22 protein-coding genes are annotated in these 24,504 nt (G+C 61.2%); 8 read left to right on the top strand and 14 right to left on the bottom strand.

The features are described 5' to 3' along the window. The first annotated feature begins 98 nt into the window (after positions 1 to 98). Positions 99 to 1,016, top strand: coding sequence for a LysR family transcriptional regulator (locus tag ACP7EW_RS12750; protein ID WP_038846225.1), 918 nt, complete (start codon positions 99 to 101; stop codon positions 1,014 to 1,016). A gap of 3 nt (positions 1,017 to 1,019) precedes the next feature. Here the strand turns inward: ACP7EW_RS12750 and ACP7EW_RS12745 are convergent, their stop codons facing one another. The 3 genes from ACP7EW_RS12745 to ACP7EW_RS12735 are packed head-to-tail and all read right to left on the bottom strand — an operon-like array spanning position 1,020 to position 2,917. After that, positions 1,020 to 1,562, bottom strand: coding sequence for a DUF2937 family protein (locus ACP7EW_RS12745; protein WP_426217381.1), 543 nt, complete (start codon positions 1,560 to 1,562; stop codon positions 1,020 to 1,022). A gap of 11 nt (positions 1,563 to 1,573) precedes the next feature. Beyond that, entirely contained in the window at positions 1,574 to 2,350 is a 777-nt protein-coding gene (locus tag ACP7EW_RS12740; RefSeq protein ID WP_016975237.1) for a class II glutamine amidotransferase, read from the bottom strand. 30 nt (positions 2,351 to 2,380) lie between these two features. Beyond that, a complete protein-coding gene (locus ACP7EW_RS12735) occupies positions 2,381 to 2,917 on the bottom strand; it encodes a hypothetical protein (protein WP_033902598.1) in 537 nt (178 codons plus the stop codon). 25 nt (positions 2,918 to 2,942) lie between these two features. Between ACP7EW_RS12735 and ACP7EW_RS12730 the strand changes: the two genes are divergently transcribed. Then, positions 2,943 to 4,985 carry a S9 family peptidase gene (locus ACP7EW_RS12730; protein WP_426217379.1) on the top strand — a complete coding sequence of 681 codons (2,043 nt, stop codon included), beginning with the start codon at positions 2,943 to 2,945 and terminating at the stop codon, positions 4,983 to 4,985. Between the two features lie 68 nt (positions 4,986 to 5,053). Then, complete coding sequence (locus ACP7EW_RS12725) at positions 5,054 to 5,527, top strand: cyclic nucleotide-binding domain-containing protein (RefSeq protein WP_426217377.1); 474 nt, start codon at positions 5,054 to 5,056, stop codon at positions 5,525 to 5,527. On the opposite strand, the gene ACP7EW_RS12720 is transcribed toward ACP7EW_RS12725, so the two are convergent. Then, positions 5,524 to 5,802: a hypothetical protein gene (locus ACP7EW_RS12720; protein WP_025999649.1), complete on the bottom strand. Its 279-nt coding sequence runs from the start codon at positions 5,800 to 5,802 to the stop codon at positions 5,524 to 5,526. The genes ACP7EW_RS12725 and ACP7EW_RS12720 overlap by 4 nt on opposite strands. Before the next feature lie 78 nt (positions 5,803 to 5,880). Here ACP7EW_RS12720 and ACP7EW_RS12715 point away from each other — a divergent pair, with 78 nt between their 5' ends. Beyond that, a complete protein-coding gene (locus tag ACP7EW_RS12715; protein WP_038846233.1) occupies positions 5,881 to 6,561 on the top strand; it encodes a spermidine synthase in 681 nt (226 codons plus the stop codon). 4 nt (positions 6,562 to 6,565) lie between these two features. On the opposite strand, the gene ACP7EW_RS12710 is transcribed toward ACP7EW_RS12715, so the two are convergent. After that, positions 6,566 to 7,486 (bottom strand): ParB/Srx family N-terminal domain-containing protein, encoded by a 921-nt coding sequence (locus ACP7EW_RS12710; RefSeq protein WP_426217374.1) that lies wholly within the window; start codon positions 7,484 to 7,486, stop codon positions 6,566 to 6,568. 97 nt (positions 7,487 to 7,583) lie between these two features. On the opposite strand from ACP7EW_RS12710, the gene ACP7EW_RS12705 reads away from it, so the two are divergent. The 3 genes from ACP7EW_RS12705 (at position 7,584) to ACP7EW_RS12695 (ending at position 9,109) form a co-directional block, all read left to right on the top strand. Further along, positions 7,584 to 7,958 (top strand): YajD family HNH nuclease, encoded by a 375-nt coding sequence (locus ACP7EW_RS12705; protein ID WP_003210675.1) that lies wholly within the window; start codon positions 7,584 to 7,586, stop codon positions 7,956 to 7,958. A gap of 264 nt (positions 7,959 to 8,222) precedes the next feature. Continuing rightward, positions 8,223 to 8,690 (top strand): RNA methyltransferase, encoded by a 468-nt coding sequence (locus tag ACP7EW_RS12700; protein WP_003189607.1) that lies wholly within the window; start codon positions 8,223 to 8,225, stop codon positions 8,688 to 8,690. A 68-nt stretch (positions 8,691 to 8,758) separates the two neighbouring features. Continuing rightward, a complete protein-coding gene (locus ACP7EW_RS12695; RefSeq protein WP_033902602.1) occupies positions 8,759 to 9,109 on the top strand; it encodes a YgaP family membrane protein in 351 nt (116 codons plus the stop codon). Here the strand turns inward: ACP7EW_RS12695 and ACP7EW_RS12690 are convergent. Further along, positions 9,106 to 10,326: a hypothetical protein gene (locus ACP7EW_RS12690; protein ID WP_426217372.1), complete on the bottom strand. Its 1,221-nt coding sequence runs from the start codon at positions 10,324 to 10,326 to the stop codon at positions 9,106 to 9,108. The genes ACP7EW_RS12695 and ACP7EW_RS12690 overlap by 4 nt on opposite strands. A gap of 12 nt (positions 10,327 to 10,338) precedes the next feature. After that, positions 10,339 to 10,788, bottom strand: a complete 450-nt coding sequence (locus ACP7EW_RS12685) for a YcgN family cysteine cluster protein (RefSeq protein ID WP_003172524.1) — start codon at positions 10,786 to 10,788, stop codon at positions 10,339 to 10,341. 154 nt (positions 10,789 to 10,942) lie between these two features. Between ACP7EW_RS12685 and ACP7EW_RS12680 the strand changes: the two genes are divergently transcribed. Then, a complete protein-coding gene (locus tag ACP7EW_RS12680; protein WP_426217370.1) occupies positions 10,943 to 11,527 on the top strand; it encodes a nitroreductase family protein in 585 nt (194 codons plus the stop codon). 48 nt (positions 11,528 to 11,575) lie between these two features. Here the strand turns inward: ACP7EW_RS12680 and ACP7EW_RS12675 are convergent, their stop codons facing one another. The 7 genes from ACP7EW_RS12675 to ACP7EW_RS12645 all read right to left on the bottom strand — a co-directional run bounded on the left by ACP7EW_RS12675 (position 11,576) and on the right by ACP7EW_RS12645 (position 24,365). Beyond that, entirely contained in the window at positions 11,576 to 16,015 is a 4,440-nt protein-coding gene (locus tag ACP7EW_RS12675) for an SET domain-containing protein-lysine N-methyltransferase (RefSeq protein WP_426217367.1), read from the bottom strand. A gap of 46 nt (positions 16,016 to 16,061) precedes the next feature. Continuing rightward, positions 16,062 to 19,571, bottom strand: a complete 3,510-nt coding sequence (locus ACP7EW_RS12670) for a hypothetical protein (RefSeq protein ID WP_426217365.1) — start codon at positions 19,569 to 19,571, stop codon at positions 16,062 to 16,064. Positions 19,572 to 19,709: 138 nt separating this feature from the next. Further along, entirely contained in the window at positions 19,710 to 20,642 is a 933-nt protein-coding gene (locus tag ACP7EW_RS12665; RefSeq protein WP_426217363.1) for a D-2-hydroxyacid dehydrogenase, read from the bottom strand. Positions 20,643 to 20,748: 106 nt separating this feature from the next. Further along, positions 20,749 to 21,042 carry a YcgL domain-containing protein gene (locus ACP7EW_RS12660; protein ID WP_033902606.1) on the bottom strand — a complete coding sequence of 98 codons (294 nt, stop codon included), beginning with the start codon at positions 21,040 to 21,042 and terminating at the stop codon, positions 20,749 to 20,751. Further along, a complete protein-coding gene (rnd, locus tag ACP7EW_RS12655; RefSeq protein WP_033902607.1) occupies positions 21,039 to 22,172 on the bottom strand; it encodes a ribonuclease D in 1,134 nt (377 codons plus the stop codon). The genes ACP7EW_RS12660 and rnd overlap by 4 nt, the downstream gene beginning before the upstream one ends. 122 nt (positions 22,173 to 22,294) lie before the next feature. After that, the gene (locus tag ACP7EW_RS12650; RefSeq protein WP_426217360.1) at positions 22,295 to 22,894 is read right to left on the bottom strand and encodes a class I SAM-dependent methyltransferase; all 600 of its coding nucleotides are present in this window, start codon (positions 22,892 to 22,894) and stop codon (positions 22,295 to 22,297) included. Between the two features lie 100 nt (positions 22,895 to 22,994). After that, positions 22,995 to 24,365 (bottom strand): glutamine synthetase family protein, encoded by a 1,371-nt coding sequence (locus ACP7EW_RS12645; protein ID WP_033902609.1) that lies wholly within the window; start codon positions 24,363 to 24,365, stop codon positions 22,995 to 22,997. Between the last annotated feature and the right edge of the window lie 139 nt (positions 24,366 to 24,504).

The raw sequence follows: 24,504 nt of genomic DNA, 5'->3' as shown, positions 1-24,504 counted from the left end.
CAACGGCGCTTATCGTGGAATAGCTCGATTTTTGGCGCTGGCCCGGTGCGGCGTCCAACTAATAAAAACCGATCCATGCATAAGAAAAAGTTGATCCCATGAATTTGAAGTTCCTCGAAACCTTCGTCTGGGTGGCCAAGCTCAAGAGCTTCCGCCTGACCGCCGAGAAGTTGTTCACCACCCAGGCGTCGATCTCCAGCCGCATTGCCGTGCTGGAAAGCGAGTTGGGGGTGAAGCTTTTTCTGCGCGACTCACGCGGCGTGAGCCTGACCCCGGAAGGCTTGAAGGTGCTCGACTATGCCGAGCAGATGATGGTGACGATGCAGGGCCTGAAGCAGTCCCTGGAGACCACCAGCAGCAAGGTCGGGCGCATCCGCATCGGCGCGATGGACACGGTGATACACACCTGGCTCAGCCCGTTGGTGGCGGAACTGATGGACCACTTCCCGCTGGTAGAGATCGAATTGGTCGCCGATACCGCGCTGAACCTCAGCGATCAGCTGCAAAAAGGCTTCCTCGACCTGATCCTGCAAACCGACCTGCTGCGCCTCGAAACCGTGCGCAGCCTGGAGCTGTGCAGCCACCCCATGGCCTGGATCGTCGCCAGCCAGTCGATCTACAACCGTGACTACGCCTCCCTGGCCGAACTGGCGCAGGAACGCATCATCACCTACTCGAAAAACTCCCATCCACACCAGGACGTGATCAGCCTGATGCAGGCCAACGGCGTGGCCGCGCCACGCATGAACTGCGTGAATTCGGTGTCGGCCATCACCCGTTTACTGCGCGATGGTTTTGGCATTGGCGCACTGCCGCCAGTGCTGGTCAGCGAAGAACTGGCGCGCGGCGAATTGGTGATGTTGCCAATGGCGCAGAAACTGCCGAACTTGCAGGTAGTGGTGTCGTGGCGCGTGGGGGTGGAGTTGGTGGAGGAGATTGTCGGGTTGTGCCAGAAGGTGGTAGCACGGTATGCCGAGGAAGTGGGTGAGGAGCGGATGGTGCTCGCTCACCCGTGAGGCTCAGAGCCCTTTGAGGTCCCGCTCTTCGATCGGCCGGCTCTGGCGCAGACGCTTGCCGCCCAACACCACCCAGTCGATCAAACGGAACAGGCACTCCAGGCCAAACGACAACAGCATCGCCCCGCCCAACCCCCAGCCCATGGCCTCGGGCGTCAGCAGGATCTGGTAGCTGTAGCCGTTCCATGTTTCCTGGCGGATATCCGAATCCGCCGCCACGGCCACTTGCAGGGCGCGGATGTACCACGGGCCTTGCATGGCCTGGAATTGCTTGTCCAACGCCACCTGGCGGTCAAGCATGGCGCCCAGGCTGTTGGCGTCGCTCTGGAACACCGGGTCATCACTGGCGCGGTAGTGCGCGACCAACGCCTTCAAGTCACCGTTGAAGAATTGCCGTGCCGTGTTTTCAAACCCGCTGAGGCCGGTCTGGGCCTCGATCAGATGAGCTTCGACGCGCTTGGCGTAGTCGTTGATGAAGCCCGGCACTTGCACGCCGACCAACAGGCCAATGGCAAACAGCACCAACCGCAGATAACTGAGCAACATGGTCGATATCCTTACTCGGTGATGCCTTGGCTGACGCATTCACCGCGTCGCCACAGGCTCCATTGGCCCGGTTCGTAGCGGGTCCAGTTTTCGTTGTCGGTCAAAGGCTCGGTGGCGATCACGGTCACCACGTCATTGGGCGTGGTTTCGGCCTGAAAATCGACGATTACGTCGACATCTTTCAAGCGTGCCGGGCCAAACGGGGCGCGACGGGTAATCTGCGCCAGCTTGGTCGAGCAATAGCAAAACAGCCAGTCGCCGTCGCTGAGCAGGCAGTTGAACACGCCTTTGCTACGGTATTCGGAGCAGGCGGCGATCAGGTCCGGCAGGACTTTTTCAATGTCCACCGGCTCCGGGAAGGCTTCGCGCACGCGGTTAAGCAGATCGCAAAAGGCCGCTTCGCTGTCGGTATCGCCCACGGGACGATAGAAAGTGGCGCGGGGGTTAAAGTCCGCCAACTGGCCGTTATGCGCAAAGCACCAGTTGCGGCCCCACAGTTCGCGCACGAACGGGTGAGTATTGGCCAGGCTGACCTTGCCGACGTTGGCCTGGCGGATATGGCCGATCACCACTTCGCTTTTGATCGGGTAACGCTGCACCAGCAGCGCGACTTCCGATTCGCTGCTCGCGGCCGGGTCCTGGAACAGGCGCAGGCCACGGCCTTCATAGAACGCGATGCCCCAACCGTCACGGTGGGGACCGGTGCGCCCACCGCGCTGCATCAGCCCGGTGAAGCTGAACACGATATCGGTGGGGACGTTGGCACTCATGCCCAATAATTCACACATGCCAGGGCTCTCGCAGCAGGGCGGACAACGTTAAAGGCGCGGTTCGACGCGCAGACCGCTCACGGGTGCCGGACGGCGAAAAGGCACGTCATCGTCATCTTGATCCGGTTCGGCGGCCAGGGCGGCATCGGCAGCAGCCTTGCGCTCACGGCGGGCGTTGGCAGCGCGCTCGATGGGCCAGCGGATCAGCACGAACACCAGGTACACGCCAAAGGCGATCATGCTGTACATGAACAGATCGGAAATGGCCCGCCAGGCGTTATTGCCGACCTTGAGCACCAGGTCCAGGGCGGTGATGGCCACGGCCGGCGCGAACTGGGTCTTGACCGGGTCGACGATGGTCGGGCTGAACAGCAACACCGCCATCAGCAACAGCAGCGGCTCGCGCAGCCAGCGCCAGATCCAGCGGGTCATGCGCCACCACACCAACAGGCAGCCCAAAGCGGCGAAGGCGTAAAGGCCCCAAGCGGTCAGATAGTCGTTCTCGGTCATGGTGTCCATGGCAAGGTTGGCAAACAGGCGGCTATGATAACGGCTTTTGCGTGTCGCGGCTGCAATGCCTGCCACCGTCCGCCCGATAGAGATTAATCCCATGCCTACATCGACCGCTCCGATTGCCCGCAAGGCCCAAGGCTCAGATCCGTACGCCTGGCTGCAAGAGCGCGACAGCGCTGAGGTGCTCGATTACCTCAAGGCCGAAAACGCCTGGCAGGAAGCGCAACTCGCCGATCAGGCAGCGCTGCGTGAAACCCTGTTCGAGGAGATCAAGGGCCGCATTCTCGAAACCGATCTGTCGCTGCCTTCGCCATGGGGCCCGTATCTGTATTACACCCGCACCACCGCCGGTGACGAATACGCCCGCCACTACCGCTGCCGTCGCCCGGCCGACGACAGCAACCAGGTGGATGACAGCAGCGAAGAGTTGTTGCTGGACCCGAACGTGCTGGCCAATGGCGGTTTCTTCTCCCTCGGCGCGTTCAGCATCAGCCCCGACCACCAACGCCTGGCCTACAGCCTCGATACCAGCGGTGAAGAGATCTACACCCTGTACGTGAAGGAATTGGCCACCGGCAAAGTCAGCGAACTGGCGTTTGAAGACTGCGACGGCAGCATGACTTGGGCGAATGACAGCCTGACCCTGTTCTTCGGCGAACTGGACGACACCCACCGCCCGCACAAACTGTATCGCTATCGCCTGGACGGCACGGCGGCGCAGGAAGTGTTCCATGAGCCCGACGGCCGTTTCTTCCTGCATTGCTACCGTTCCAGCTCCGAGCGCCAGCTGCTGCTGTCACTGGGCAGCAAGACCACCAGCGAAGTCTGGGCGCTGGACGCCGATCAGCCACACCTGGACTTCACCTGCCTGGCGCCCCGGGTCGAAGACCATGAATACGATGTCGACCACGGCCAGTTGAATGGGGCGTGGACCTGGTTCATCCGCAGCAACCGCGATGGCATCAACTACGCGCTGTTCGTGGCAACCGACATTGGCGACGTGCCGACCGAAGCTGAATGGCAGAACCTGATCCCCCACAGCGATGAGGTGATGCTCGACGGCGTGAGCCTGAACACCCACGCCATGACCCTGAGCCTGCGCATCGGTGGGCTGCCGGTGATCGAAGTGCACCCGCAGGGCTTGCCGGCCTATCGCGTGGAATTGCCTGACGCCGCCTACAGCCTCTACGTACAGAACAGCCTGGAGTTTGTCAGCGACAAGATCCGCCTGCGCTACGAAGCCCTGAACCGTCCGGCCCAGGTGCGCCAGCTGGAACTGGCCAGCGGCGCGCAACAGGTGCTCAAGGAAACCCCGGTACTCGGCGTGTTCAACGCCGATGATTACGTGAGCCAGCGCCTCTGGGCCACCTCGGCAGATGGCACCCAGGTGCCGATCAGCCTGGTGGTCAAGCGCGACCAGTTGGGTAAACCAACGCCTCTGTATCTGTACGGCTACGGCGCCTACGGTTCGAGCCTGGACCCGTGGTTCTCCCACGCACGCCTGAGCCTGCTGGACCGAGGCGTGGCGTTTGCCATCGCCCATGTGCGCGGCGGCGGTGAGCTGGGCGAGGCCTGGTATCGCAACGGCAAGCAGGAACACAAGCAGAATACCTTCAGCGACTTTATCGCCTGCGCCGAACACCTGATCGCCCAGGGCCTGACCACGTCCAAACAACTGGCCATCAGCGGCGGCAGTGCCGGCGGCTTGTTAATCGGCGCGGTGCTCAACCAGCGCCCGGCGCTGTTCCAGGCGGCGATTGCCGAAGTGCCGTTCGTCGATGTGCTCAACACCATGCTCGACCCGGAATTGCCGCTCACCATCACCGAGTACGACGAGTGGGGCAACCCGCAAGAACCGGACGTCTACGAACGCATCAAGGCCTACGCGCCCTACGAAAACGTTCGCGCCAAGGCCTACCCGCACCTGCTGGTGATCGCCGGCTACAACGACAGCCGCGTGCAATATTGGGAAGCCGCCAAGTGGGTGGCCAAGCTGCGCGACACCAAGACCGACGACAACCTGCTGCTGCTCAAGACCGAACTGGGCGCCGGCCACGGTGGCATGAGCGGTCGTTACCAGGGATTACGTGACGTAGCACTCGAATATGGCTTTGTGTTCAAGGCGCTGGGGCTGGTTTAAGGAACTTCGTAGGGCGGTCCTGTCTGAACACAGGACCGCCTACTGATTGATGGACCAAGATTGCAGCCATGGCACTACCGACGCTAATGAATACCGAAATCCGCGACATGCTCATGGATTGCGGCCTGTTCGACCCGCTGTTGCCGGAAGACTTTCACGTCGCCGCCGGCTATTTCAATATCAGCAGCATTGCCCGCGATGAGGTGATTTTCCTTGAGGGCGATGCTGGCACCTTCATGTGCATCCTCCACAGCGGCCAGGTGGCGGTGCAGAAAACCAACCACGACGGCCAGCGCCTGACCATCACCACCTTGCGCAGTGGCCGGGCCTTTGGCGAAATGGCGGTACTCGACGGCGAGCGCCGCTCGGCCAGTTGCATGGCGGCCAGTGACTGCGTGCTGTTGAACCTGGGCAAGGATTCCCTGGAAAAGATGCTCAACGAAGCACCCAGGGTTGCCGCCAAGATCATCCGCGCGATTGCCATCGCCCTGTCCAAGCGCCTGCGCATGGCCGACGGGCAATTACTTTCGCAACAGTTTTAGCCGCCCGGCGTCTTCGGCTTGCTGTCATTCTGCAGCAGGCCCGGCACCGTCTGATCCTTGGGTGGCGTGGGCAGCACGATGGGCACCAAGGGCGGCGAGCCGTTGGTCTTGGGCACGGCCGGTGGGGTGACTTGCGGGTACAACGTCGGCGTCGGGGTGCCCGGCGCGCCTGGCGTGGGGGCGGGCGCGACCGGTACGGTTTGCAACTCCTGAGCCTGCGCCGCACCAGAGGCGAGCGCGCTCAACACAATGACCGTTAGAATGCTGCACTTCATCGATGGCTCCATGGCCTGACCGGAATGTCGTAAGGCTACTCCCAACCGCGCAAGAATGCCCTTCCCAATGAGATTTCCATGAAACGTTTCGTTCTGCTGGACACCACCCCGATCCCCGACAACGGCGGTGCCTTGTGCCTGTTCGAATACGGTGAAGATTTCGTCATCAAGATTCAGGGCGGTGACGGCGGCCAGCTGATGAACACGCGTATGCACGGTTCCGAAGATGCGCTGGCAGAAATTCCCTGCCGCAAAGTCGCCGGGCGTGCGGACTCACGGGTGTTGATCGGTGGCTTGGGCATGGGATTTACCCTGGCGTCTGCCCTCAAGCACCTGGGCAAGACTGCCGAAGTGGTCGTGGCAGAACTGGTACCAGGCGTCGTGGAATGGAACCGTGGACCACTGGGCGAAAAATCCGGCCGCCCGCTGCTGGACCCGCGCACGGTGATCCGCCTGGAAGACGTGGCCAAGGTGCTGCAAGCCGAGCCCCAGGGCTTTGACGCGATCATGCTGGATGTGGACAACGGCCCCGAAGGTCTCACGCAAAAGGCCAACAGTTGGCTCTACTCCGCCGGAGGCCTGGCGGCCTGCGCCAAGGCCCTGCGCCCCAAAGGTGTGCTGGCCGTGTGGTCGGCCAGCGCGGACAAGCTGTTCAGCGACAAACTGCGCAAGGCCGGTTTCAAGGCCGAGGAAGTGCAGGTATTCGCCCATGGCAACAAGGGCACCCGGCACACCATCTGGATTGCGCAGAAGCTGTGATCGGCTAACGCAGGGAATTGCGGTAATCGATCACATACGGGACTTTTTTGTCGAAGGTCTTTTCCAGCTCGTTACGGTCGAGTTGGGTCATGCCGCCCAGTTGATGGGCGGTGAAACCGCTGTCGCCGACCTGTGAGCCCGGCGCCAGGCTGACCATGCGCTTGGCCACGGCCTCAATGGCGTCCTTGTAGCCCCCCTTCTTGTTCAGGTTGTACTTGCCCAGGTCAATTTGAGTGCGCAGCCAATTGCCCCAGTAGAACTCCAGGAACTCCGGCGCGATCTCGCCAACCTCGGGCTTGCCATACGCGGCATTGCGGGTGAAATACACCAGGCTGCGGAAGGTATCGTCCTGCAGGTTCTTGAAGCCCAGGTGCGCCGGCAGTTGCTCGGGCGGCAGGGTCTGGCCTTGATTGTCCTTGAGCCACACCTTGCGCGCGGCCTGCATGCGCTGCCAGAAGTTGGCCAGGGTCGGGCTGTTGCTGAAGTCGTCGGTGACCTTGACCCACATGTTCAGGCGAGGCCCGCCGCCGGGCACTTCCCACAAGGTGGTGAAGCTGTGGTGACCGTCGGTCAGGTACAACTGGCCGCCGGGGCCGACTACCACGGTCTTCATGTCGTCGGGATGGGTGCCCACCGGGTCCTTGCAGGTGAAGCTCGCCGGTTTGTGCAGGTCCGCGCCCTTGGGCACGTTGTCGGCTTCGCCCTGGCCGTTGGTTTCGCAGTATTCATCGAAGACCTTGGCGGGTTTGTCGGCGAACAGGCCGAGGCTGTAGTAGATCTGGTCGAACCCCACCACGGCCTGGGTCGGGTGCAATTGATCGAGGGCAACCTCGATCACCTGGCCGGGTTGGGGTGTAGAAAACGCTTGGGCTTGGGCCGTGAGCCCACACAACAACAGTGCAACAGTCCATGAATGCAGACGCATGAGTTTCAGTCCTTATGAGTAAAGTGAAGCGGTTATTTGCGACGCGAGCGGCTAGAATCAACCCTATCCGTGAACCCCAAAATAGCCAGGAGCCATGATGAGCTCGACCAACCCGCCCTCCCACACCGCCAAGCTGGACCGCATCCTTGCCGATGCCCAGCGCGACCGGGAAATGGGCTACCGCGATAAAGCCTTGAAAATGTACCCCCACGTGTGCGGCCGCTGCGCCCGTGAGTTCGCCGGCAAACGCCTGAGCGAGCTGACCGTACACCATCGAAACCACAATCATGATGACAATCCCCAGGACGGTTCCAACTGGGAGCTGCTGTGCCTGTATTGCCACGACAACGAACACTCGCGCTACACCGACCAGCAGTACTTCGGCGAAGGCTCCACCAGCAGCCCGACGATTGCCAAGGCCACGCATAACCCGTTTGCGGCGTTGGCTGGCCTTATGAAGAAAGACGACTGACCCTGCTTGTGAGGGGCTTGTTATGAATCGCGGACTTTCTGTGGCGAGCGGGCTTGCCCCGCGTTGGGCTGCGCAGCAGCCCCAGTAAAGACGAATGTGTGGCGTCAGACACTCCTCGGTGTCTGGTTTTGGGGCTGCTGCGCAGCCCAACGCGGGGCAAGCCCGCTCGCCACAACAAGCCCGCTCACTACATAAAAGCTGCTCAGCCCAAAGTCGCAGCTAATCCCCGTATAATCGCCGCTTTTCTCCAAGGCACCCTTCCCCGTGGGCAATAAACGCTACAGCTGCATCGGTTTGTATAACCCCAAATCCCCCGAAAACGTCGGTTCGGTCATGCGTGCCGCCGGCTGCTACGGCGTGGCCTCGGTGTTCTACACCGGCGTGCGTTACGAGCGCGCGCGGGACTTCATCACCGACACCAAGAAAGTCCACCACGACATTCCGCTGATCGGCATCGATGACCTGAAAAAAATCCTGCCCCTGGGCTGCATCCCCGTCGCCGTGGAACTGGTAGAAGGCGCTCGCCCCCTGCCCGAGTACACCCACCCGGACCGCGCGCTGTACATCTTTGGTCCGGAAGACGGTTCCCTCGACAAAGAGATCCGCGACTGGTGCGAGGACGTGGTCTACATCCCGACCACCGGCTGCATGAACCTCGCCGCCACCGTCAACGTGGTGCTCTACGACCGCCTGGCCAAAGGCAACAACACCCGCTCGGGCCCCAAGTACTGATTTTTCGGGAACATCCGGCGCCTGTGGGCAGTCAGCTACTTATCAATAGCCCTCGTTGGAGACAGATCATGAGCGACAGCAAAACCTTGCGACCTATCATCGAACACACGCCTTTCGAGACCCAGCCCACGCAGAACGTGCACGGCTGGGAGCGCATCGGCTCGGTGGCCGGTGGCGTGATGATGGTGGGCAAAGGCCTGCGCCGTGGCGGGATTTTCGGTTTGATCCAGGTAGCAATCGGCGGCGTGGCGCTGGCCCGTGGTTTTACCGGGCACAGCTCGCTCAAGGACAAACTAGAACAGGGCCGCCAGGAAATGAATACCGTGCGCACGAAGATCGAACGCGCCGGGGCCGAGCTGAAGAACCTGAAAACCAAGGCTGAAGTGGCGGCCGAGAAGGCCACCAAAACCACCGGCTAACGCAGCAGCTTGTTGTCCAGCACCACCGACGACTCGCCGATGATACTTTCAGCCAGTTGCACGAACTCCGCGGTGGTGATGCTGTTGGCCCGCATCACCGCCTGCGCGAGGTCATCCAGCGAGCGCTTGTTATGCGTCTTTACGCGGATCTCGCGGTCCAGCTCCTGCAACACCACCACCGCCCGTGACACCGTCGCACCGCTGACGTGTTCGCCGCGCAGGCTGGTCACGTCCTTGCCTTCCTTGTCCAATCGCGCCTGTATCGCCTGATACCGTTCGTCGGTGATGCCACCGGCCCGACGCACCAGTTCGATGGCGTAGTACTCGGCCAGGCCCTCGCTGATCCAGTCACTGGTGTCGTGGTCATTGAAACGCCCGATCGCCTGCACCACCTCGCGGATCAACGGGCTGCTGCCGTTTTCGCTGACCAGCGGCGTACGGCTGTTGAGGTAGATCGAGTCCCGCGCCCCGAAAGCGCCACGGCGCATCGGGTCACTGGCGCCCACCACCAGCAGCTTGGCCGGATGGCGCGGGAACGCCGCTTCCACTTGCGGCCAGACGAAGGTCAGCAACGTCAACACATCCATGCGGCGCATGGCCTGGCCTTTGGGCGAACTCACGGTGACTTCCGTCTCGCCCAGGCGCACGCGGCGGCTGCCGAGGTTGCCGGCGAGCATCCAGCCGGTGGGCCGGTCGAACAGGCGGGAGATGTTGTCGATGCGGAATTTGTGCTTGCCGATGCGCGGCCAGGCGGTTTCGACGCTTTTCCAGCCGGCCGGCAGTTCGAACACCAGGCGCGAGACCAACTCGACGCCGTCCTGCTGGTCGAGCCGCGCGGTCGGCACCAAGTCTTCGCCGCGAAACAACGCCCAGCTCGGCGTCATCCGCGCTTCATAGAGACCGGCCTTGCGTGCATGGGTGAGGCGTACGCGGTAAGTCAGGCTGGCCTTGTTGGCGCTGGGTTGCCACAGGCCACGATGCTCGGTGATGCGCCACTGGCCGTCGGCCTTGAAGTCGCTGTAGTCACCGTCGGGGCCGAGATCGAAGTTCAGGCTGCGCACCGCCGAGCCTTGGGACAGGCTCACCCGCACTTCGGCCTGATCCGTCTGGGGCAACAGTTTGACGTGATAATCCAGGTCGACTTTCTTCGCGCACCACGCGGATGTACTCAGCGCCAGCAACACCACAGATGCGGCCAGCTTGATTGCCCCCCTCATACCCACTCCTTGTCAGCCCGCGCGGAAAATCAGGTAATCCTCCCAGTCATCCTCAGGCACGCTGCCTTCGCTGAGCATGCGCCCGGACTGGGAAATGCGTTCGTGGTGCACGGCATCGCGGTCGCCGCAGACCAGGTGGTGCCAGAGTGGCAGGTCCTTACGTTCGCTGACCAGCCGATAGCCGCAGGTGGGCGGCAACCATTTGAACTGGTCGGCCTGGCCCGGCGTGAGCTGGATGCAGTCCGGCACCGACGCGCGACGGTTGGGGTAGTCGGTGCACTGGCAGGTTTTCAGGTCGAGCAGTTTGCAGGCGATCCGCGTGTAATAGACGCTGTTATCGTCTTCATCCTCAAGCTTTTGCAGGCAGCACAGGCCACAGCCGTCGCACAACGACTCCCACTCCTCCTGGTCGAGGTGTTCAAGGGTTTTGCGTATCCAGAAAGGTTCGACTTTGGCGGCCATGGCTCTACATCAGTATCGGTAGGTGAAAAGGCCGCCAGTCTAGTGCCCAAGGCCCCTGGGGCCAAGCGCTTACGACTGGCGGTGTAACAACACTTGTCAGTCTAGTGGCCGCGCAGTAGTTTTGAGCGCCGAATTGACGATCAGGAACTGCTCAATGACACGTGTTGCCGATTACCCGATCCACACCCAGTTCACCGACCGTTGGTCGCCTCGCGCCTTCACCGGCGAGAGCATTGACCAGGAAACCCTGATGAGCTTCTTCGAAGCCGCGCGCTGGGCGCCGTCCGCCTACAACTCGCAGCCATGGCGCTTTCTCTACGCGCGCCGCGACACGCCGGACTGGGAGCGTTTCCTGGGCTTGCTGAATGAATTCAACCGCAACTGGGCGCAGCATGCGTCGGCCCTGGTGATCATCGCCTCGAAAACCGACTTCACCGCCCCCGGCGCCAGCGAAGAAACCCCGGCGCTGTGGCACACCTTCGATACCGGCTCAGCCTGGGGCCACCTGGCGCTGCAAGCCAGCCTCAGCGGCTGGCACACCCACGGCATGGCCGGTTTCGATCAGGAGCTGACCCGCAAAGAGTTGAAGATTCCCGAAGGCTACGCGCTGCACGCCGCCGTGGCCGTGGGCAAGCTGGGTGACAAGTCAACCTTGCCGGAGTACCTGCAAGGCCGTGAAACACCGAGCCCACGTCGGCCCTTGAGCGAGTTGGTGTCCGAAGGTGATTTCAGCCTTTGATGCCGAATGAAGCTGCATCGCCAAGGATGCAGCTTTATCGCTGATCGGTCAGGCGTCGGGATCGGGTTTGATCGCGATGTCGGGCACCGGGTTGTAATAAGGCCCATAGTCCAGCAGTAACTCATCACCGGCCTTGATGTCCTTGAGCGACACATAGAAAGTCAGGTTTTTTCCCACCGAGATGGACGCGACATTATTCGCCTGCCACGCCGGCCCGTTCCTCAACTGCGCCGTATTGACCAGGCTCAGGGTGTTTCCGGTGTGCAGTGCACTCACCGAACGTGTACCCGAGCGGGTGCCGAACAGATAGGTCAACACCGCTCGCGAGCCTTGTTTGCGCTGCTCCTCAAATAATGAGGCCTCTGACGCATGATATTTGCCTGAATAAGGACCCAGCACCTCGAACTGGGGAATGTCGCGTCGTGCCCACACCGAAGCCCCTCGCGCAGGCCCGCCATCGTCCAGTGGCGTGACGACCTCCAATGTTTCATCAAACTTCCTGCCATGCTGCCCTTCGCTGCGCAGCCAGTCTTTTATGGACGCCTTGATGCGATCGGAGACCGCTTTTTTTTCTGCCGAACCCAGGCCGTCCAACAGACCATTCCAATGGGAGATCCGAATGTCATCGATAGGCCCCTCCAGCGCGAGGGTCAAGCTGATCTTGGGGTCTCGCGGGTCTTGCAGAATCGGTAGCGAATTGTCGACCTGATGGGACGACAGGGTACGAGGTGTCGTGACGCCGGGCTCGATCTTGACGACGGTCGGGACAGTCCTGGACGGCCCGGGAACCGGCACGCTCGGCGCCGGTGGTGGAGGAGAAGGTCTGGGCATCGACAAGTCCAGCGGTTCCTGTTGCGGCGGGTCGATGGGGTCCGAGGCTGGCCGTTTACGCGATGGCCCAGGGGGCGGCTGCACGGTCGGTGGCAGAACGGAGACACCCGCTGGCGCACGCGCGCTGCGCTTCAAGCCCGCCGGGCTCAAGGAGCCATCGACATAGACAAAGGTGACCCACGTGACAGGGTTGAGGTTGTGTTGACGTCTGAACGCCTCAGGGGTGACGCGATTACCGGGCTGTTGGAAAAGCTGGCTCCACTGCTGCAAATGCGTGTCTGTGAGGGTGTCGTACGTACCGCCGGCAGCCCTGAACAACAACGCCTCGCCACGGCCCATAAGACCACCGGATTGCCTCACGTGCCCCTTGAAATCAGCGATCCCCAGGTTGTGGCCACTGGCGAAGCCCTCCATGGTCATTGCATCACGTGCTTGCTGCGTCATGCCCTGCCAGTCACGAATGTGCCTGGGTGTAATCGCATTCAACGGTACACCCGCGACGCGGTCGCGCAGGATGACGCCCGCGGCGCTCAAACGGCCGTCAGCCTGAACGTAATGTGCCCAGGTGGCCGGGTTGAGCCGATGCCGCCTGGCAAACCCCTGAATCGTGACCTTTTGCTGCTCCGGTACGGACAAGGCCTCCCACGCCCGCAGATGATCGCCGTTTACATGCACACCGCCCTTCGCCCCCAGGCGTTGCCACTGATCCCCCTCGATATGCTGGACTAATACCTCCGTTTGCCGGTTGTTATGATAGATCCGCGCCTGGACAGCCCCCTCTTCGGTGCGAGTCACTTGTCGAACTTCATACACGGCCGTTTGCCCAGCATTGTCGGTGTGGCGAATGTGGGAGGCATGACCGTTGGCAGCCACATAAACCCCCTGGCTGTTGCGTGACAGGCCGCTGATGCTCGCCTCGGAAACTTTGAAGTGGCGGAACAAGGTGTTACTCAACTCGCTGCCGGGCTCCACATGAGCCGCGCCAATCACACCATCCACGGCATGGGTATGCACGGTGAAGTCTTCAAGCGGGCATCCGTAAGCACGCATCAATGCGGTATCAAAGGCATACCACTTGCCGTTGTGTAACACGGCACCGACTTCAACAGACTCGCCCGCCACCTTCAACGTGCCCGTCGCCGCCCCGTCATGGTGCTTGCTCACAGCCTTCAACAGGTCATAACTGCCGCTGGCGCCCCTCAGCGCATTGACCGTTTCCAGCCCCTTGGAAAGCACCCGTTGCGCACCCGCACCGATAAGCCTGGCTGCGCCCACCGTCAAATCGCCCACGCCACTCAAGGGATTGAAGGCTTCAATGGCCGTCGCGCCGATGAATCGCGCCACCCTGGCCACACCACGCAGACTTGAAACCCCCATTGATAACGCCTTGCTCGCTTGCGCCGCCTTGCCGGCGCCCAATGTGACCAATCCGATGAAATCCAGGCTCAAATCGAACAGGCCATCAGCCACATTGCCGTTGCTGAAATTGACGATGGCCGATCTCAGGGGAATAAGGTTCAGGAAGAACTCGCCGATGGCCTTGTTTGTCGCCGCGGTTTCATCAAAGGAGGTCACGCCCCTGGCCTGCTGCAGCAAGTCCTGGTTGCGCAGGTCAAGGGACTTGGCAAACACCCTGGCAATGTAATCGCTGCGCGTCGAGCCGACCGGGGGGAGCCGTTCGTCCTTGAAGGGATCAAATACCATCGTTTTGCTCACTACGTTGGCGTTACGGTGATGCAGGTTCTCGTCCGTATAGGGCGGTGTATAGCGTCTCCTTAGATAATTCTGTTTCTTGATCGTGGCATTTCGCGTGTCGATCTCATAAATATTGACCTCCCCGCCACGCGTGGTTTTCACCTGCAAGGTGTGGCCCCGATTACTGAGGGTGGGTTTGGTCGTCATGTCCACGGCCAACGTATAGTCGTTGGTATGAAAGAACTCCAATTGCCCGTGTTCCAGGTTCTCACGATCCTGGGGCGGCAACGTGGAGATCAAGTAGTTGGCCAGGCCTTGTTGGCCGGCTTCGATCGACGTGATCGCCTGGTCGTATGCGGTCTTGAAGGCTGTCGCGACGTCCAACTTGCCAGCGGCATACTGAGTGCAGAAGGAGGTGATGGGGATGCGCGTGTCCCGGGACACCCAGTGCTCATTGGCACCTAACGGGCCACCGTGCATGACGATGTCCAGCATGGACTGCATCCCGGGAAATCGACCGGTACGGCCTGGGATCAGGAACGCCTTGTGCAGGGTTGGCGCTTCGAACACCTTGGGCTCCACGTCGGGAAACGCCTGTTTCAGCGCATCCAGCGCCATTTCCCGACGGCTGGGGATGGGCGTCTGAGCCAGGGCATTAGCACGCCTCAAGGCCGCCAGTCGGCTGTTGTAGGCCACTCTTACCCGCTCACGCTCGGCACTTGTCGACGCGGTGGTTTTCAGCAAGCCGTTTGCCACCCCCCAGTCGGTCAGTGCGTGTTGCTGAGCCTGCTGAAGAACAGGCTCGGGCGTGTTGAGCTGCTCGGCCAGGGCCAGCACTTGGGCGTAATTGAGGTTGAGCGCACGCCCTGGAGAATCCGCTTCAATGCGCGCCGTCGCAATCGCCAACTGCACCCAGGTGACGCTGCCGTAAGTCACGCTTGAGGGAATGCCCTTGACCAGGAACTGCGGCGCCGACTTCGCCAATAGCAGCCGAGCGCCCAGGTTGGCGGTTTGCGCTGTCACCCGTCCTTTTTCCAACAGATGACGGCTGAGGCCATCGATCACTGTCGAAGGTGGCTGGCCCCAATGCCCCTTGTGTGCTAGGTCAAAACCGGCGACTGTCGTGTGCGGCGGTGCGGCCAACGCCTCAGGGTCCAGCCCCAACTGGATCGCAGCCAACAGGTACTCGTTAAGGCTGCTGTCGCTGGCAACGCCATCCAGTTTTGCCTGGATCGCCCGTCCCAGTGCCTGGGCCTTGGGTGAGCCAAGTAACGTCTCAATCGCAGCGCTTGGCGCGCGCAAGTCCTTCTCGGTGATCGAGCTGCCACTGAGCAGATACCCCAGGACGCCTTTGTGCGTATCCACCAATGGCAGGCCAGGCAGCCCGGTGGTTGGGCTTTGCAGCACGTCGATGATTGACCGCTGTGCTTGCACGCTGAGTGGTATCGGCCAAGCCAGCGCACCGCTGAAATTCCCCAGAGGGTGGACCTGCGCGCGCCGGGTCACGATGTGATTCAACTCGATCAACGCGTCCCAGGTTTTCGCAAGGGTCAAGCCACTGCCTTTCAGAAAAGCCTCAAGGCTGACAACGGCAGGCCCCGTCAGCGCCTGTTGACGATAAAACGTGGAGTCTTCGCACACCATCATTGAGGCACTTTTCAGGCCTGCCATTACCTCGGCTTCAAATTGGGCAGCGTTTTGGCCTTGAACGAGGGGGATGTCTGAGGGGAACTGTTTATTCAGCGCTTCAATCAGCGTTTGTAATTTTCTAGCCAGAGTTTGCCAGTTGCAGCTGTCACCAAATGCGGTTTTCAACGCGGTCGGATTATCCAGCGTCGGCGCTGCACCTTGCGAGCTTGGCGTCTGGGGCTGTCGTACCACCACTGTCGATAGAGGGTTGGCGACTGGCGCAGCCGGCTGGGTGTCACGGGAATAGGGGTTGGCGGGATTAATGACCGTCATGAGAGGCTACCTGTCCATAGTCAAGGGAGTGTCCGGCGTAACGCTGTCAAGCCGCCTGAGTGAGAAGCTCGCTAAACTTGCGGCGTGCCTCTTCCTTACTCCGGTAGTACACATCACTGACGCCCGGCACCATAAATTCGCCAGGCAGGCCATCCATGTCCACGGGATACACCTTGTTGTCTCTTGCGGAGTACATGAAGTTTTTCAACTGAGGATCGTTATGGAAAATGTCCTTCGCTTCCATTTCTGCGAATGCATCGTCGAGTAACGAGCGCGCGGATGCCGGCAAACTGCCCTTTTCAATCTGGCTGAGGTCGATGCCGTCGATCCTGCCCATCTTTATGTATTTACGCCCCTCATCAATCATCACCACGGCAAAGCCTTCGCCGTAGTATTTATTCAGGTTGACCACCTCCATATCGGTGTGGCCCTCGGCAGTGGTCAGTCGCGTCGGTCCCAGGTCTTTGTAAACACTCTTGCCATCCAGGCTCGCGTAGATAATGCCCTCTCCACCCCGCCCGATCTCCGGCCCAAGGTCCGACTTGACCGACGGCAGGCCACCGCCCTGAGCGCCGAGACGTTGCCATTGGTCACCCTGGACATGCTCGACCAGCAGAGGGGTTTGCCGGTTGTTGTGATAGATCCGCGCTTGCACGGCCCCGTCTGCCGTACGGGTCACCTGGCGTACTTCGTACACGGCGCTCAGGCCGGTGCTGTCGGTATGACGGATATGCGACAGGTGCCCATCAGCAGCGACGTACACGCCCCGGCTGTCAGGTGTAAGCCCTTTAATGCTCGATGCCGGTACCTTGTAGTTGCCAGATTGAGTATTGCTCAATGCTCTGGAGGGCTCGATATTCGCGGGGCTGATCGCACCGTCCACAGCCCGGGTTCTTGGCGTGAACCCGTCAAGGGGCGGGCCGTAGGGCCGCATCTTGTCAGGGTCGAAACCGTACCATTTGCCCTTAAGGAGCACTGCACCGTTTTCAGTGCTTTGGCCCGCTATGTTGAGGCTGCCGGTCGCTGCTTCACCGTAGTGTTTGCTGGCGGCCTTGAGCAGGTCATAACTGCCACTGACCCCCCTGAGCTTATTGACAGTTTCCACGCCTTTCTGCGCACCTTTGGCAAGCAAACGGGCGCCTCCCTTGGCCAAATCCCCCAAACCACTGAAGGGGTTGAACGCCTCGACGGCGGTAGCCCCCAGCAAGCGCACGGCTTTGGTCGCCGCACCTAGACTGGAAATACCTTTGGACAGCAATCTGCTCGCCTGTGCAGCCTTCCCGGCCCCCAGCGTCACGAGGCCTATGACATCCAGCCCGAGGTCAAACAGGCCTGCCCCGTAGTTGCCGTTACTGAAATTGACGATGGCCGATCGCAAGGGAATGAGGTTGAGAAAGAACTCACCTATCGCATCATTCCGGGCACGCCCCTGGTCGTAGGACGTGAAGCCCCTGGCGTGGTTGAGCAGGTCTTCATTGTGCAAGTCGAGAGACTTGGCGAAAACCTTCGCAATGTATTTACTGCGTTCGGACCCCAAGCTGTCAGGCAAGGCTGCTGCCGCTTTTTTTTCGTGGGCCTGGGCCGCCTCGTCCTTGAAGGGATCGAACAGCACCGTCTTGCTAACGGTACTTGCGTTGCGATCTTCCAGCTTCTTGGTTGTATAGGGCGGTGTGTAGCGTGATCTTAAGTAGTCGCGGTTTTTTATGCTGAACGTGCGGGTGTCGATCTCATAAATATGCATCTCGCCGCCACGGGTTACCTTGACATCGAGGGTATGCCCCCGGGTTTTCAAAGCCAGGGGGGTGGTGAGGTCCATGGCCATGGTGTAGTCATTCGTGTGAAAAAACTCCAGCCGGCCATATTCGAAGTTCATTCTATCTTCAGGCGCCAGCGTGGAAATCAGGTAGCGAACCAAACCCTCATGCCCGTTTTCAAGGGCTTTGAGGCTTTGCTCATAGGCGCTGGCGAATGCACCCGACACATCCAGCTTGCCGCTTTCGGACAATGCACAGAAGCGCTGGATGGGAATGCGTTTATCCCCGGAAATCCAATGCTCCTTATCACCCAGCGTGTCCCCCTCCATGACGATATCAATCATCGAACGCATGCCAGGAAACACCCCGGGCCGACCTGGATTGAGCCAGGCTTTCTGCAAGGTCTTTGCTTCAAAGACGTGGGCTTCCACATCAGGAAAGGCCGCTTTGAGCTGGGCAAGCGCCAACGCCTTGCGGTCGGGTATTTCAGTCTGCAGCAAGGTCGCTGCAGACGTCAGGACACTTAACTGGTTGTTGTAGGCGAGCCGGATGCGTTCCATTTCACCTGCGGCAGGCGAAGTGTCGCGCCCATTAACACCACCGTTGGCCGCTGCCCATAGAGTCAGGGCGTTGCGCTGGGCCGCTTGAACGCCCGGTAGGCCGGGGCCGATCTCTTCGGCTGCGACCAGGACTTCGCTATAGGTCATGTTCAGGACTCGGCCGGGGGAGTCCGCCTCAAGCTTGGCCGTGGCTATCGCAAATTGGGTCCAGAGCAGGCTGCCATATGTCACGCTGGAAGGAACGCCCTTGACCAGCAACTCAGGGGCCTGGCGAGCCAGCAGTAGACGTGCGGCCAAATCTGCCGTCTGCCGGGTGGCTCTGCCCTTTACCCTCAAGTGCTCGGCCAACCCCTGGATCACTACCGACGCGGGTTTACCCCAGTGTGAACGCTGGGCCAGGTCAAACCCGGCGACACTGTTGGGGGCAGGACGCCCGAATGATTCTGGATCAAGCCCGACATGAATAGCTGCCAAAAGGTAGTCATTGATGCTGGTGTCCGTGGCAATACCACCCAATTTGTCCTGCAGGGCTTTCCCTAGCGCCTGGGCCTTGGGTGAGCCGAGCAGTTTCTCAATCGCCAGGCTCGGCCTCTTCAAGTCAGACTCGGACACAGCACTGCCACTGAGCAAATGCCCCAACACCCCTTTGGCACCCTCGGCCAATGGCAACCCCGGCAGGCCGGACGAATCACTTTGCAGCCAGGCGGCCAACGAATCCTGGCTCTGTTTCGACAACGGTACCGGCCAGGCGAGTGCGCCACTGAAATTGCCCAGGGGATGTACCTGAGCGTTTCTGGCGACCACGTTATTGAGTTCGATCAGCGCGCCGATGGATTTGGGTACGCTCAAGCCACTGGCCGCCAGAAACGCTTCCAGGTTGGAAGACGTCAGCGGATGCTGCTGAAAATAGGTGGAGTCTTCACACACGTAGATCGTGGTGTTTTTCAAGCGTGCTGCCAAGTCTGCCTGAAAACCGCTGCCTTGCTGATGCGGCGCTGCCAGCGCTTGATCAGGATAAGCCTCGCTCAAGGCTTGTGTGACACCCTTGAGTTTTTTTGCCAGGGCTAGCCAGTTGCAACTGTCGCCGAAAGCCCTTTTCAACGCCGCCGGGTTGTCGAGCGTCGGGGTCTGCACCTGACGGTTTGGCGACTGTAGCGGGAGGTTCGTCGAGGGTGGCGGTGTTTGATCACCTGCGCTTGTTACGGAATATGATGGAGTACGTAGGGCATTGATGGTGTGCATAGTAGTGACCTGTCCATAGCGGGAATACGTCCTGCCACCCTCGCCTTTCGGCCTGGTTGGCGTTCACTGGGTGTTAATACCCAGGGAAGCAGTTCCCGCTTGACTGTCAGCGCAGATGTCAATGCCACTGTATTCGGATCAGTAACCTCGTTCGAAATCCACGGTCCCACGCAGTGCTTTTTTGGCTTGATACGCCCGCAGGTTTTGCACAAACAACTCCACCATCAGCTCCGGCGACGTTGGCGCCGAGCTGTGCCCCGTCAGCAACAGCCCCCAGGCGGTCCAGAACGGATGCCGTTGCGGCAGCGGTTCCTGGCGGCACACATCGATCACCGCGCCGGCCAGGTGCCCTTCCTTCAGCGCCTCGACCAGGTCCGCGTCCACGACGGACACGCCACGCCCGACATTGATAAACAACCCGGTCGGCTTGAATTGCTTGAACAGCGCCGCGTCGTACAGGTCATGGGTGTTGGGTGTGTTGGGCAGCAGGTTGATCACGTAATCCACCTCGCCCACCAGGCGGCCCAACTGGTCCATCCCGGCCACTTCGATAAACGGCGCCTGCTCGCGGGCGGCGCTGGCAATGCCGTACAGCTTCACGCCGAACGGCACCAGGAACTCGGCAACACCCTGGCCGATATCGCCGGTGCCCACGATCAACGCCTTGCGCCCCGCCAGGCTCTGGCCCATGCGGTTGTCCCATTTGCGCTCGACCTGGCTGACCAGCCGCGCCAGCACTTCACGCTCGTGGCCGAGCATATAGGTGAGCACGAATTCAGCCATGACCTGGCCGTAGATACCGACCGCACGGGTCAGGCGATAGTCGCGGGGCAAGCCATCGGCCAGCAGCGGCGTGATACCGGCCCAGGTCGATTGCAGCCATTGCGGGTGATGACCTTGGCGCAACAACGTCGCCAGCAGGTCTGGCTGGCCCAGCCAAACCGGGCAATCGGCGGCCAGGCGCGACAGCTCGGCCGAGTCGCCGCTGGTGAGCACCTCAAGGTCCGGTGCCGCTTCGCCGAGCAATTGGGCGTAGAGCGGGTGATCCTGTTCAGCAATCAGAACACGCATGCATAAAACCTTTCAAAACAGTACGGACGGCTGCCCGCATCCTTACGGCCACCGCCCACTTATACGATTCCATTGAAGCACGTGCCCCGGACGGAGCACGGGTCGATCACATCGGGTCGTTGCGACGCAGCAGCTCTTCGGGCAAGTGTTCGATGTACTCGTCCTCGGGTGGCGGCATTTGCAGGTGGTAACCCTGTTTGTCGAGGTTTTCCAGCACCTGCACGATGTCTTCCTGTTGCAGCTTGCGCTCAGGCGTCAGCACCAGGTTGAACGCGTGTACCGGCTTGCCGAATACGGTGAGCAGGCCTTCAGGCACGCGCTCGAGGGCATCGCTTTTCAGGACGTAAAGGTACATGCCGGCGCGTTTAGGGCTGCGGTAGATGGAGCAGATACGTTTCAAGGCTGTTCTCCGGCGGTGGCCAGGCTGTCGAGCAGCGCCTGGCCCATCAACTCGCGGCGCCAGCCACGCAGCGAGTCTGGCAGTTTATAAGGCCCATCGGGGTAGCCACTTTTGACCAGGGCTTCGAGGGTTTTCTTGCGCAGCATCAGTTCCGGCGCCATCTCCAGGCGTTCGGCTTCAGCTTGGCCAAGGGCACGCAATTGCTTGATCAGTGCGGCGGCATCCACCGGCAACGGTTCGGCAACGGCGGGCGGCCACTGGTCCATCGGCACGCTGCCGGCTCGCTTGATCAGGTCCAGCAGGAACTGGCCGTCCTGACGCACGGTGCGCGGGTGCATGTCTTCGATCTTGCCCAGGGCGGCGAGGTTATCCGGCTGGGATTTGGCCAGGGGCCACAATGAGTGTTCGCGAATGATGCGGTTGCGCGGCAGGTCACGGGCGCGCGCCTGCTGCTCGCGCCAGGCGCACAGCTCACGCAGTACAGCCAGTTGGGCGCGGGACAGCTTCCAGGCCAGCTTGGCGTCGCGGTACACCTCGTACGGGTCGACTTCGCGGCGCAGGTTGGCGACCAACTCCGCGCCGTCTTCCAGCACCCAGGCGTACTTGTCGTCCGACAGTTGCGGACGCAGGCGGGTGTAAACCTCGGCCAAGTGCACCGCGTCTTCGGCGGCGTAGCTGACCTGCGTCTCGGACAAGGGCCGCTGCAGCCAGTCGGAACGGGTCTCGCCCTTGGGCAACTCGATATCCAGCACGGCTTGCACCAGGCGCGAGTAGCCCATGGAGAAACCGAGGTTCAGGTAAGCCGCCGCCAGTTGGGTGTCGAACAATGGCACCGGCAGGCTGCCGGTCAAGCGCAGCAACACTTCGAGGTCTTCGCTGCAGGCATGCACCACCTTGATCACCGCCGGGTTCTCCAGCAAGGCGGCCAAGGGTTGCCAGTTGTCGATGGTCAGGGGATCGATCAGGTAAGCGCGTACGCCATCACCAATCTGGATCAGCCCGGCAATGGGATAAAAGGTGTCGACCCGCATGAATTCGGTGTCGAGGGCGACGAATGGCAACTGCTGCCATTCGGCGCAATGCTGGCCGAGGCTATCGTTGTCGCAGATCCAGTGAATATCGATGGCCACACGGCTCTCCCTTGAAGAATGGCGCGCAGTATATATCGCGAAAGGGGCTAGCGAGCATCCGTAGTGCACAGGCAACCATGAAAACTCAGACAGGAGTTGAAGAATAGTCCGACAGGCGGGACTTATCCTCTCTTACGCAGCACGTAGACCCGCCACAGGCTTGAGCCCGGCATGAATTCCTGATGATGCAGGACCTTGAAGCCCGCCTGGCGGAACTCATCTTCGACGGCAGTGCGGGAATGGACCGAGACAATCACCGTGTCGCGGCTGACCCGGTGGAACTCGCGTAGCAGGGCCGAGCGCCCTTCACTGCTGGGCACATGACGAAACAATTCCAGGCAGAAAATGCAGTCCACCGCATTCGCCGACAACCCGATGGAAAACGCTGAGCCCTGGAACGTCTTGACGCGCTTGAGCAACGACGCCGGGTGATGGGTGCGGGCATGGTCGAGCATGTCCTGGGAGTTGTCCGACGCCAGGATCACCCGGTTGACGTGTTCGGCCAGCACGGGCCAAAAGCGCCCCGAGCCACAGGCCAGGTCCAACACCAACCCAGGCTCGCCCGCGACTTTCAGCGCCTGGCGCACCAGCCACTCGTCGCGCCACGACGCCAGGCGCTGCCGCAGCCCTGGCGGGCGTGTATCGCCGCAGACCCTGGCGTGTTCGCGGTCACAGCGCTCGGCGTATTCGATCTCGATGGATGAGGGTGGTTGTGGCAACATCGCGGGCTCATGTGGGTGGAACGGCAGTGAACGACCTTGATTTGCAGCTTAACCAGTGCAATGTCAAAAAAAGGTCGAAACGTTCACCACCGAAGCCGGTTCACGCCTGATGCAGATACCAGCGCCAATCCTGCTCGCCCACCTCGCCCATGAACTGGCGGTATTCGGCGCGCTTGACCGCTAGGTACACGCCGAGGAATTCACTGCCAAACGCGTCCCGCGCCCAGCTCGACCCTTCCAGGGCGCGCAAGGTGGTCAGCCAGTCGGTGGGCAGCAACTCCTTGGCCTGGGCGTAGCCATTGCCTTCAACCGGGGCGCCAGGGTCGCGCTGTTCGCGGATACCGCGATGGATGCCGGCCAGGATCGCGGCAGCGGCCAGGTAGGGGTTGGCGTCGGCGCCGCAGATGCGGTGCTCGATATGCCGGGAATTCGCCGGACCGCCAGGCACGCGCAGGCTGACGGTGCGGTTGTCCACGCCCCAGGTGGCGGCCAGCGGGGCGTAGCTGTTGGTCTGGAAGCGGCGGTAGGAGTTGGCATTCGGGCAGAACATCAGCAAGGAATCGAGCAGGGTGCTGAGCATGCCGCCCACGGCGTGGCGCAGCAGCGGCGTACCGTCGGTGGCTTCGCTGGCGAACAGGTTGTTGCCCTCGGCGTCTGCCAGGCTGACGTGCATGTGCATGCCGGTGCCAGCCAGGTCGTCGAACGGCTTGGCCATGAAGCAGGCGGTCATCCCGTGTTTGTGCGCCACACCCTTGACCAGGCGTTTGTAGCGCACCGCTTCGTCCATGGCTTGCAGGGCGTCGGCGCGGTGTTCCAGGGTGATTTCCACCTGGCCAGGGGCGTATTCGGAGATGGCCGTTCGCGCCGGGATGCCTTGCAGTTTGCAGGCGCTATAGAGATCAGCGAGGAAAGGCTCGATCTGCTCCAGCTCGCGCAGGCCGTAGACCTGAGTCGAACGCGGGCGACCGCCGTCCACATCCCGCGCCGGCTGCGGACGGCCGTGGCTGTCGGGTTTCTGGTCGAGCAGGTAGAACTCCAGTTCCGCCGCCATCACCGGGTAATAGCCGTCGGCCTTGAGTCCATCGATCACCTTGGCCAGCAAGTGCCGGGGGTCGGCGACGGTGGCGGGCAGGCCTTCGGTGGGGTGCATGCTGACTTGCACGGCCGCTGTCGGAATCAGGCGCCACGGCATGCGCTGCAAACTGCCGCTGATCGGGTAGGCGCGGCAATCGATATCACCCACTTCCCACACCAGCCCGGAGTTTTCCACGTCGTCGCCATTGATGGTCAGGCCAAGAATGGTACTGGGCAAAGGCCGGCCACTTTCATACACCGCCAGCAACTCATCGCGGTGCAGCAACTTGCCGCGTGGCACGCCATTGTTATCGAGGATAAACAGCTCGAACATCTCGATGTCCGGGTTCTGTTCAAGGAAGGACTGGGCCTCGTGCAGGCAGGCAAAGACACTCATGGGCATTCTCATACGTGTGGGTCAGGCAGGCGCGCAGGTGCGCGCCATCCAGGGGATGGATCAACGTAGGAATGCAGTATCTGGTGGGCGTGCGTGTCGGCAGTGGAACAGGGCCCAGAACGCGAGATCGGACGGCAGT

Source organism: Pseudomonas sp. DWRC2-2, from assembly GCF_049897885.1.
In the GTDB taxonomy this organism is placed as follows: Bacteria; Pseudomonadota; Gammaproteobacteria; order Pseudomonadales; family Pseudomonadaceae; genus Aquipseudomonas; species Aquipseudomonas azotoformans_A.
The sequence above is the reverse complement of the archived record's forward strand: the minus strand, read 5'-3'. Positions and strand labels throughout refer to the sequence as shown.